The sequence below is a fragment of the Methylomagnum sp. genome (assembly GCF_054333355.1).
The window spans coordinates 1-10,690 of the sequence record NZ_JBTEKS010000123.1 but is presented as its reverse complement, the minus strand read 5'-3'; the positions used below and the strand labels follow the sequence as shown (position 1 = coordinate 10,690).

General features: G+C 62.8%; 9 protein-coding genes. 6 read left to right on the top strand and 3 right to left on the bottom strand.

The window, feature by feature from the left end:
• The first annotated feature begins 119 nt into the window (after window positions 1–119).
• The 3 genes from ACXWUF_RS11210 to ACXWUF_RS11200 all read left to right on the top strand — a co-directional run bounded on the left by ACXWUF_RS11210 (window position 120) and on the right by ACXWUF_RS11200 (window position 5,325).
• Window positions 120–2,828, top strand: coding sequence for an Ig-like domain-containing protein (locus tag ACXWUF_RS11210; protein ID WP_458494764.1), 2,709 nt, complete (start codon window positions 120–122; stop codon window positions 2,826–2,828).
• A gap of 293 nt (window positions 2,829–3,121) precedes the next feature.
• Window positions 3,122–3,676 (top strand): hypothetical protein, encoded by a 555-nt coding sequence (locus ACXWUF_RS11205; RefSeq protein ID WP_458494763.1) that lies wholly within the window; start codon window positions 3,122–3,124, stop codon window positions 3,674–3,676.
• Entirely contained in the window at window positions 3,673–5,325 is a 1,653-nt protein-coding gene (locus ACXWUF_RS11200) for a c-type cytochrome (protein WP_458494762.1), read from the top strand. Before ACXWUF_RS11205 ends, ACXWUF_RS11200 begins: the two co-directional genes overlap by 4 nt.
• Before the next feature lie 273 nt (window positions 5,326–5,598).
• Here ACXWUF_RS11200 and ACXWUF_RS11195 read toward each other — a convergent pair whose 3' ends face one another.
• A complete protein-coding gene (locus ACXWUF_RS11195; RefSeq protein ID WP_458494761.1) occupies window positions 5,599–6,519 on the bottom strand; it encodes a LysR family transcriptional regulator in 921 nt (306 codons plus the stop codon).
• A gap of 271 nt (window positions 6,520–6,790) precedes the next feature.
• Here ACXWUF_RS11195 and ACXWUF_RS11190 point away from each other — a divergent pair, with 271 nt between their 5' ends.
• Both ACXWUF_RS11190 and ACXWUF_RS11185 read left to right on the top strand, forming a co-directional pair.
• The gene (locus tag ACXWUF_RS11190) at window positions 6,791–7,270 is read left to right on the top strand and encodes a tautomerase family protein (protein WP_458494760.1); all 480 of its coding nucleotides are present in this window, start codon (window positions 6,791–6,793) and stop codon (window positions 7,268–7,270) included.
• A gap of 134 nt (window positions 7,271–7,404) precedes the next feature.
• Window positions 7,405–8,811, top strand: coding sequence for an NAD-dependent succinate-semialdehyde dehydrogenase (locus tag ACXWUF_RS11185; protein WP_458494759.1), 1,407 nt, complete (start codon window positions 7,405–7,407; stop codon window positions 8,809–8,811).
• Window positions 8,812–8,943: 132 nt separating this feature from the next.
• On the opposite strand, the gene ACXWUF_RS11180 is transcribed toward ACXWUF_RS11185, so the two are convergent.
• Both ACXWUF_RS11180 and ACXWUF_RS11175 read right to left on the bottom strand, forming a co-directional pair.
• Window positions 8,944–9,549 (bottom strand): glutathione S-transferase family protein, encoded by a 606-nt coding sequence (locus ACXWUF_RS11180; protein ID WP_458494758.1) that lies wholly within the window; start codon window positions 9,547–9,549, stop codon window positions 8,944–8,946.
• On the bottom strand, window positions 9,536–10,312 hold the full coding sequence (locus tag ACXWUF_RS11175) for a glutathione S-transferase family protein (RefSeq protein WP_458494757.1): 777 nt from the start codon (window positions 10,310–10,312) through the stop codon (window positions 9,536–9,538). Before ACXWUF_RS11175 ends, ACXWUF_RS11180 begins: the two co-directional genes overlap by 14 nt.
• A gap of 113 nt (window positions 10,313–10,425) precedes the next feature.
• Between ACXWUF_RS11175 and ACXWUF_RS11170 the strand changes: the two genes are divergently transcribed.
• The coding region (locus tag ACXWUF_RS11170) for a winged helix-turn-helix transcriptional regulator (protein ID WP_458494756.1) at window positions 10,426–10,690 on the top strand (265 nt) is incomplete at its 3' end.

Sequence of the window (10,690 nt, the reverse complement as noted above, 5' to 3'; positions counted from 1 at the left end):
AAAAGCGCAAGGCAAGCCTTGCACTCCAGCCGTTCGCGGTTTGTATCGAACTCATATGAGAACCGCTATAAGGGCAGTCACGCGCCCCATGGAACTAAGCCAACTCAAAGGAACTGAACATGAAACAACAAACATCGCGCGTCCTCGTCGGCGCACTCTTGGGAATCTCACCCGGCTTCGGTCTCCACGCGGGGGCCTTGGACGCCGAGACGGCAACGCGGCTACAGTCGACCGCTCCCGACCAGGAAGTGCCGGTCATTGTCACCCTCACGACCAAAGCGAATCTGAACGCCATCCGGGACAGGGCGAAAGGCGTCCGGCGCGGGAAAGTCATTCAAGCCCTCAAACAGCACGCGGACAAGAACCAAAAGCCGGTGCTCGATTTCTTGCGGAGCCACTCGGCCAGCCGCGTCAAGTCCCTCTGGATCATCAACGGCATCGCCGCCAGAGTGCCGACGCGGGCGGTTCGCGGCCTGGCGAAGCTGCCGGGCGTGGCCCGCGTGCAAGTCGATTCCACCTTGAGTGCGCCGGGACCGAACGGGGCCGCCCTGGCGGCCCCGGAGTGGAACATCAACCTCGTCCACGCCCCCGAGGTCTGGGAACTCGGCCACACCGGCCAGCAGGTGTTGGTCGCGAACATGGACACCGGCGTCGACAAGGACCATCCCGATCTCGGTCCGAAGTGGCGGGGCGGCGCCAATAGCTGGTTCGATCCCCACGGCCAGCACGCCACGCCGGTCGATTACGCCGGTGCCGCCAGCGGCCACGGCACCCAGACCATGGGCCTGTTGGTGGGCGGCGAGGCGGGCGGCACGGCCATCGGCGTGGCGCCCGGTGCCCAGTGGATCGCGGTGAAAGTATTCAACGACCTGGGCCAGGCCCAGGAGAGCGATTTCCATCTGGGTTTCCAATGGCTGCTGGACCCCGACGGCAATTCCCTCACGGACGACGCCCCCGATGTGGTCAACGGCTCCTTCCAAATCGCCGCCGCCGGCCTCTGCGACACGCGCTTCGAGGCCGACATCCAGACCTTGAAGACCGCCGCCATCGCCGTCGCGTTCGCCGCCGGGAACGGCGGCCCGCTCTCCGCCACCAGCGTCAGCCCGGCCAATAACGCCGGGGGGTTCGGCGTCGGCGCCGTGGACGACGCTTCGAACTTGGCCTATTTCAGCAGCCGAGGGCCTTCGGCCTGCGGCGGAGGCTTGTTTCCGCAGCTCGTGGCGCCGGGGGTCAACGTCAACACCACGGACCTGTCCTTCGGCGGACTCCCCCTCTACATGACGGTCAGCGGCACCTCCTTCGCCGCCGCCCATGTGGCGGGTGGCCTGGCCCTGCTGCTGGGGGCGTTTCCGAACAGCGCGGTGTCGACCCTGGAATCCGCCCTGGTTGGCTCGGCCACGGACCTGGGGCCGACCGGCCCGGATCACGGGTACGGCCATGGGCTGCTCAACATCCAGCAAGCCCACGCCTTGTTACAGGGCGGAAGCCAGAACCCGGCGGCGGTGGAGGACAGCCATGTCGCGGAGGAGGACACGACGCTCACCGTGGCCGCGCCCGGCGTGCTGGGGAACGACACTGATCCCCAGAACGACCCGCTCACGGCGGTACTCGTCAGCGATGTCGCCCACGGCACCCTGACGCTGAACGGCGACGGGTCGTTCATCTACACCCCCGCCCCGAACTATTACGGCGCGGACAGCTATACCTACCGGGCCAGGGACGCGGGACAGCACGACAGCGGCGTCACCACGGTGGCGATCACCGTCAATCCGGCCAACGATCCGCCGACCGCCGCCAACGACGGACCTTATACGGCGACGGCGGGAGTCGTTCTCAGCGTCCCGGCGCCCGGATTGCTGGTCAACGATAGCGACATCGACCAGGACACCCTGACCACCCAAGGATCCGGCCAGACGCCCGCCCATGGTTCGGCCACGGTGAACGCGGACGGCTCCTTCAGCTACTCGCCGACCGCCGGTTATGTAGGCCCGGACAGCTTCGCCTATAAAACCTGCGATCCGGCCAATGCCTGTGCCACGGCGACCGTGAATCTGAACGTGCGGGCTCCGGTGAATCAACCGCCGGTGGCGGTCGGCGATGTGTTCCTGTACCGGGCCAACGTGGCGCGTGCCGTCAATCCTCCCGGCCTGTTGAGAAACGACACGGACCCCGAGCTTAATCCCCTTGCCGCACGTTTCGTGGCCGGGAGCCTGGCGAACGGCGGCACCCTGACCTGCCCGCCGACGGCTTCGCCCAGCCTGTGCCCGAATGGCTCGTTCACCTATTTCCGGGCCACCGGCAACAACAATGTGAGCTTCCGCTACCGGGCCGACGACGGCGCCGCCCTAAGCGAACCGGCCACGGGCGCGACGGTGAGTCTCAGGGTCGACGCGGCGCCCACCGCCGTGGGCGACAACTGCGTTTACGACCGCAGCGCCAACAGCGTGACCCAGCCGACCCGCTGCACGGTGACGGCGCTCCGAACCGTGCGCATGAATCTGGCGGCGAACGACACCGATCCCAACGACCCGAGCCTCGCCAATGCCAGCCCCAAGCCGACCGACGGCGCGGGGGCCAGGGTCGTCCCCGGCACGCTGCTCGTCACCGTGGCGGGCACGGGCGTGACGGTCGGAGCCAATCCGGCCTGTGGCCAGGGCGCGCTGGGCACCTCGGCGACCCGCGCCGTCATCGCCAACCACTGCGACGGCAGCGTGACGGTGACCATGACGGCGGGCAACACCCAGAACATCGGCTACAGCTACCGCGTCTCCGACGACCTGGGCGCGCCATCCGCCGCGCTCGGGGTGACGCTCAGCAGCGTGCCCTAACCCGCACCGCCACCGGCCCGCTGTGGTAGGAGCGCCTTTTGAGCGGTTTTCAAATGGATTCGATACCGACCGCGAACGGCTGGAGTGCAAGGCTTGCCTTGCGCTTCCATAACCCTTCCGAACGGAACGCCTTGCACTCCAGTCGGGGCTGGGTGGTTGAGGGGAGCGCGGGCGTCCCGCCCGCTCGCGGGCCAGAGGCCCGCGCTCCAATCGGATAAACCCATTAAACCCATCTCCAACAGCCGCCCCCTACCAAAAACACCAGAATCCAAACCCTTAAGGGGAGATGCGAAATGGACATCCATCGACACGACCGCCGCAAATTCACCCACCTCATGGCTGGCGCGTTGGCGCTCGCCCTGGCTGACCAGGGCTGCCTGGCCGATCCGCCGGAATCGCCAGGGCAGCAACCGTCACCCATTCATGCGGCCAAACCCTTGGACGTGGCGAACCCCAAGGCCATCGAGCAACGCTGGGGGATAAAGATCGAGGGGATGCACCTCTCGGCGGCCGGTTACATGCTGGACTTCCGGTTCAGGGTGCTGGACCCCGGCAAGGCCGCGCCCTTGCTGGACCGCAAGCACCACGCCCTCGCCATCGCCGAGAAGACCCAGGCCAAGTTCGAGGTGCCCAGGATGCCGCGTGTCGGTGCCCTGCGGCAGACCACCCAGGCCGCGCGGAAGGACCAAATCTATTTCCTGCTGTTCGGCAATCCCGGCAAGACGGTGCGATCCGGCGACAAAGTGGCCGTGCGCATCGGGGACTTCGAAATCGGGCACATCGTGGTGGACGACGGTTTGGGGCGTCCGCAACGGGAGGCGCGGTTCAAGCCGGAGCAACGCTCATGAGGCGCGGATTGTTCGCGCGGTGTCGGCGCGTCGGACTGGCGCTCCTAGCCTGCGGCCTGTGGATCGGCCCGGCCGCCGGGGCGGTTTCCGACGCGGCCCGGATCGAAATCGGCAAGCAGATCTATCTGACGGGTCGCCTGCCGTCCGGGAAAACCCTGCAAGCCACGGTCGCTGGCGACGTGCCCCTGGACGGCGCCCAGGTCGGCTGCGCGGGTTGCCACAAGCGCAGCCGGATGGGTTCCAGCGAGGGCGGCAACCTGGTCCCGCCCGTGACCGCCGCCGCGCTGTTCCGGTCCGGGCCGCTCTCGACCACCAAAGGGGTCTTGCCGCAAGCGTTCCGGCAAACCGGGGCCGGGCGGCCGCCCTATACGGACGAATCTTTCGCACGGGCGTTGCGCGAGGGAATCAACCCGGCGGGCCGCCCGTTTTCGCCGTTCATGCCCCGCTACGCGATGGACGACCAGGACATCGCGGCGCTCGCCGCCTATCTGGAATCCGCGCCCCCGGCCCACTCGCCGGGGGTGAGCGATTCCACCCTGCATATCGCCACGGTGGTCGGGGCGGGCGTGGACCCGGCGGAACGGAAGGCCATGCTGGACGTCCTCGAAACCTATTTCCACGACAAGAACGCTGAGACGCGCCACGACACCCAACGGAACCGGTTCAGCGCCTACAAGATGTACCAGGTCTATAAGCGCTGGCAGCTCCACGTCTGGGAGCTCAAGGGGTCCGAAGCCACCTGGCCGGCCCAACTAGCGAAGCATTACCGCGCCCAGCCGGTCTTCGCCACCCTGGGCGGATTGGGCCGGGGCGTCTGGCAACCGGTCCACCAATTTTGCGAGCGCTTCGAGGTGGCCTGCCTGTTCCCGAACACGGATGTGCCGGTGATCGCGGAAGGCGATTTCTACTCCGTGTACTTTTCCAAGGGCTTGACCGTGGAGGCGGAGGCCCTGGCCAAGCGTCTCGGCGAATCCCCGGACCCGCGTTCCATCGCGCAGGTGTTCCGGCGAGGCTCGGCGGGTGCCGTGGCGGCGGCGGCGTTCCGCCGGGCGCTGTCAGGCTCCGCCGCCGGACGGCTGCAAGACATCGGCTTGGGCCGGTCGGAACAACTCACCCCCGCCGTTTGGCGGAACCTGCTCGAACGGCGTCCCGCGAATCTGGTCCTGTGGCTGGACGCGGCCGATCTCGACGGGCTGGACAGCATCGCGGAACCGGGGGCGGGATTGGCCGGTGTGTATCTGTCCGCGAGCCTCGCCGGGGAGCGCGGGCCGAACCTGCCGGACAGCCTCGGCAGCAAGCTCTACCTGACCTATCCCTGGCAACTGCCGGACTCCCGGACCGCCCAGATGGCCAGGGCCAGGGACTGGCTCAAATCGAGGCGGCTGCCGTTCACCCACGAGCGCTTGCAGGCCAACACCTTCTGCGCCGCCGTGGTGCTGGGGGAGGCCGTCAAACACCTCCTGGACAATTTTTCATCGGCCTACCTGATCGAGCGGATCGAGGGGATGATCGGCAATCTCCCCCCGGCCAGCGTTTATCCGCGCCTGAGCCTCGGCACCGGGCAACGCTTCGCCTCGAAAGGCAGTTACATCGCCCGCATCGAGTCCGACGGCAAGCTGTCCGCCGTCGGCGGCTGGATCGTGCCTTGAGTCTTCCCAACTGTGGATCGGGGACACGGGCGGTCCCGGTGGCGGGAATCCGCATCGCGCCTCCTGAACATGTCCCCCAGGTTACCCTGATGCGCGGATTTGCGGGACGGACCCGGTGGCGGCGGATGACTCCCATCGGAAAGAGTTCGGCCACTTCCAGACTTTCGCACCGGGTTCGCGCAAGACATTGGAGCGTCAGCGCCACTCAAAAAGCTGATCTACATTCCGAGGACACGGGCGCTACCTCCTCGGCCAAAGCCGCCAATAGAACTCTTAACCGTCCAACTTGGCGCAAGCGGCGCGAATTTCACCGCGCAGCCATCGGTGGGGCGGCTCCTGCTCTTGGAGAGGATGCCAGACCATCACGGTATCGTAATTCGGCAAATCCATCGGCAGCGGTACCAGCTGCACCGGCAGGCTGCGGATGAATTGTTCGGCGATACGCCGGGGGACGGCCATGACCCTATCGGTTTGAGCGACGGTCAACGACGCCGACAGAAAATGCGAAACGGTCAGCGCCACCCGCCGTTCACGACCGTGTGCCTCCAGCCAGCAATCGACCTGGCCGGCGCTGGCGCCCGTGCGCGACACCATGATATGCGGCAACCCGATGTAATCTTCCAGCGTGAGCGCGGCGTTCACGACCGGGTGGCCGATCCGCGCCACGCAGACCATGCAATCGGCGAATAAGGTCTCGCAATGCAGGTGCCTGGGCGGCTCTAGCATCACGTCGAAGCCCAAGACCATATCGATTTCGCCCTGCTCCAGCTCGTCGAGCGGAAACCGGGTACTGGTCCGTTTGAAATGAACGTCTATGCCGGGCGCCTGCCGGGCGATGCGCGGGGCCAGTTTCGGCAATAACAGCGCTTCCACGTAATCCGTAGCGGCAATCGCGAACGAACGCCGACTCGTGCCCGGCTCGAACGGTGCGGGCGCTTTGATCAAGCCTTCCACCTCCCTGAGCAACACCGCCACCGGTTCGACCAAAGCCAGGGCGCGCGCGGTGGGCACCATACCCGTCGGGGTCTTCACCAGCAACGGGTCCTCCAGTTGCTGACGCAAGCGCTGCAACACATGGCTCATCGCCGACTGGCTGATGAACATTTTCTCCGCCGCCCGCGACACGCTGCGTTCCTTCATCAGTAGATTGAAGGCAACCAGTAAGTTCAAATCAAAGGTTCGCAAATCGGCCATCGCTTTATTTCCTGAATTCGCCGCGCGGCATGAATCCTTTTCATAAACGCATGAAGATTCTTCATTTCACGCCGGGTCGGCGGGGGCCTAGATTACCGCCCAACGCAGCCGCTCGGGGTTGGATGCGCCGGAAGAACTCCGGTAACCGATGCGGGCGGCGCGTAGCCCCCATCCGCATCGCCTCCGGCGCCGGGCACTCGGATCAGGGCTGACCGGTTCAATCGCGGCTTAGCCGGTTTGGGCCTCATTATCGACATTCAGGAGAACCATCATGCCTTTGTGGAAAGTCTATCATCCTACCAATGCGTTCACTGCCGAAGACAAACAAGAATTGGCTGAACAAATCACCAACGTTTATGCGGGCATACCCATTCCAAAATTTTATGCCGTCGTTATTTTTGAAGAAGCGACTAAAGGTAATTGCTTCGTCGGTGGCGTGCAAAATGACAAGTTTATTCGCTTCAAGGTTGACCAGATAGCCCGCACATTACCTGGCCCAATCATACGAGAATGGTGGATGCGAACGCTCGACGAAGTGATTGCGCCTTTTGTTAAAGAGCGCGGTTTCGATTGGGAAATTTCGATTGACGAAACCCCATTCGATCTTTGGTCGCTACAAGGCGAACTGCCACCACCCTTCGAGTCGATAGCTGAAAAACGCTGGGTTGCGGAAAACAAGGCCAGTCCTTACACCTACCAAGAAAAACTCCCTGCGGGTCACTTTTTATTGACGCCAGGCGTGACGGGTTAACTAAAACCCAGTGCCCGGCTCACAATGAGCCGGGCACTTCTTCGCACAATCATCGTTATCCGTCCGAGATCATGCCACCGGTATTGCCATGTGTTTCTGGGCGAGGCGGAATCGACTGAACAGGAGTGAAAAATATGGCCTATCAATCCATCAATCCAGCGACCGGCGAATTACTCGCATCTTATCCCGAGCTATCCAATTCAGATTTAGAACTTGCCATTGCCAACGCTGATAGCGCCTATCGAACCGACTGGCGTCATCGTTCAATCGACGAGCGCGCTAAGATCATGGCAAAGGCGGCCTCCATCCTGCTGGAAAGAAAAGACGAGTACGCACAATATTTGACGTTAGAAATGGGGAAACTCATCGGCGAAGCTTACGCTGAAGTCGATATTACCGCTGGGATACTCCAGTACTACGCCAAAAATGCAAAATCTTATTTGGCCCAGAAAGACTTGCCGGAATCGCCGAACGCGAAAGTGCTAATTGAGCCCATAGGCGTTCTACTGGGTATAGAGCCCTGGAATTTTCCTTATTACCAGGTTGCGCGGGTGGCGGGGCCACAGTTGATGGCTGGCAATGTGCTGCTGCTCAAACACGCGGAAAATGTGCCGCAGTCTGCACTTGCCTTGGCGAGGGTTTTCGAAGAGGCCGGTGCGCCAACCGGGGTTTATACCCATTTATTCGCGAGTATCGAACAAGTCGGCCGCGTCATCGAAGACCCTCGCATTCGTGGTGTCACGGTAACCGGCAGTGAACGGGCGGGGGCGGCTGTGGCTGAACGCGCTGGCCGCGCGCTGAAAAAAGTCGTGGCAGAAATGGGCGGGAGTGATCCGCTGATTGTTCTCGAGGACGCACCACTCGAACCCACGCTGAATAGCGCCCTGTTTGGCCGCATGTTTAACACCGGTCAGTGTTGTGTTGGCTCCAAACGCATCATCGTGGTTGGGCAGGATCGCGGTAAGGCCTTCTTGGACGGTTTCGTCAAACGAATGGCCTCTTTCAATGCTGGCGATCCGATGAATCCGGCGACTACTTTGGCGCCGCTATCCTCGGAAAAAGCGTTGAATCTTCTTCTCGATCAAATTGATCAGGCCCAAAAAGGCGGCGCAAAAATCGTACTGGGAGGAAATAGAATCGATAGGCCGGGATATTTTCTAGCGCCAACGGTGCTAACCGACATCAACGAAAACAATCCGATTTATACACAAGAGCTATTTGGTCCAGTCGCCGCCTTTTATGTGGCCGATAGTGAAGAACAGGCCATTGAACTGGCCAACGCAACGCCCTTTGGACTCGGCGCTTCCATTTTCACGGCGGATATCGAGCACGGCCGCACCGTAGCGACGAAAATCGAGAGCGGCATGGTCTTCATCAACCAACCTGCCTGGACTTCGCCGGAGCTTCCGTTTGGCGGAATCAAGAACTCCGGATTCGGGCGCGAGTTATCCGAGCGTGGCTTTTATGAGTTCGTTAACGAAAAGCTGGTCAATGTGGCGCCCCCCGGCGCTGATCCGTGGGGACCGGTGGCATTGGGTTAACACGCACGCAAGGCTTTCAGTCTTACCCCCCGTTTGATTAATACGGCCGCTTTCGACGGAAGGAAAAGGATCTACGAAAATCAACGGCGGCCTTCCGATGGGTGGCATGGGAGTGGGATCCGTATCCAGGGCCTAACGCCGCAGTTCTTCGGGGCAGGAGTCCCGTGCCCGATGGCGGTTCAGATACGCTTCGAGGCCGGGATAGTCACCGAGCAATCCATAGCCGGCGGCCCAAAGCAGGGTATGGGCGACCACGATGTCGGCGATGCTGAAGCCCGTGCCCGCCAGATGGACCTTGTCCCGCAACGCACCGTCTAGAACGGCCGCCGCCCGTTGGAAGTTTGCCCGGGCGATCGCCACTTCGGCGGGCAGCCGCTGTTCGGCCGGATACAGCGCCGTATGCCGGCGAATTTGCCACAGGGGCTGCTCCAATTCGGTCGCGCAAAACAATAGCCATTGGTCATGCACGGCGCGCTGGGCGGTCCCCGGCGTCGGGGCCAAGCCCCGATCCGCATATTTGTCGGCCAGGTACAGGCAGATGGCGACGGACTCCGACAACACCAACTCGCCGTCGACTAGCACCGGGACTCGACCATAGGGGTTCAGCTTCAGGAACTCAGCCCGCTTTTGTTCGCCTTGAGAAAGATTCACGGATACCGCTTCGAAGGGAACGCCTAGTTCCTGCAACACCCATCGGCAACGGGCCGAGCGGGTGCGCGGCGTCTCATACAACTTCATGGCCGACCTCCCCGATCGCGTCGCTGATGGCCGGTCGTTCCGCGGTATCCGCCCCCCACGGCAATTCCGGGAAACATTCGGCCTGGAGGCGCCGGCAATAGTCCACCAGGTTGGTCCTTGCCAGGGCATGATCCTTGAGCGGTGATTCGATGGGGCACCCCAGGGTGTTGACCAAGATGCCGTAGGCGGAGGCGTCCAGGCTACAGGGCCGGTCCCCCATGAAATAAGGTTTGTCGGCGAGGAACTCGGCCAGCGCGTCGAGATCTTCCCGGCCCAGCGTAAACGCGGCCTCCTCCGACAGCCGGCCGAGTCCGTGGCCGAGCAGTTGCCCCTTGATGCGGCGGCGGTAATAAATGGCGCCCAAGTCACGGACGACCGGCGGCAGCCAGCCGAAAATCGCCTGTCGGTTCACCTGCCAGTTGGGCTCCGAATAATCCCAGCGGGCCAGCATGCCTACCCAGTACAGGTGCTCCTCCAGCAACCTCTGCAAAGCCATGGCCATGCCTTTCTCCACGGGCGACAGCCAGCCGTCGAGCGGGTCCCCATAGGTCGCCTTCAGATACTCGACGATGAGCCGGGAGTCGCCGACCTTCTTGCCCTCATCCACGATGAACGGCAGTTTGCCCAAAGGGGCCTGGAACGGAATGGCGGCCTCGATGCGATAGGGGAGCTTGGCGAGGCGCAGATAGGTCTCGATCTTGACGCAGAACTGGCTCGGGTTGGGGATTCCCCAGGAACGGGGAAATTGATGCAGCACGATCATGGAGTTCCTCCGGATGGCGAGGTGTTATAGTCATTTTCATTTTAAAAGCGACCACACAGTAGAGAGGTTCCTTGCATATTGCAAGCAACCTTTCCAAAGAGACCCAATTCCACATGAACGAGAACGATGAAATTCCGGCTTACGGGCGTTCCCCGTGCCCCGTGGCGAATGTGCTGGACCTGTTCGGCGACAAATGGACCTTGCTGGTCGTCCGCGACCTGGTGCTGGGCAAGGCCCGTTACGGCGAGTTTGCCCAATCCCCGGAAGGCATTCCCACGAACATCCTAGCCGATCGCCTGAAGAAACTGGAGCAAGCCGGTGTGGTGGAGAAGAAGGTGTACTGCGGGAAGCCGGTGCGGCACGAGTACGAACTGACGG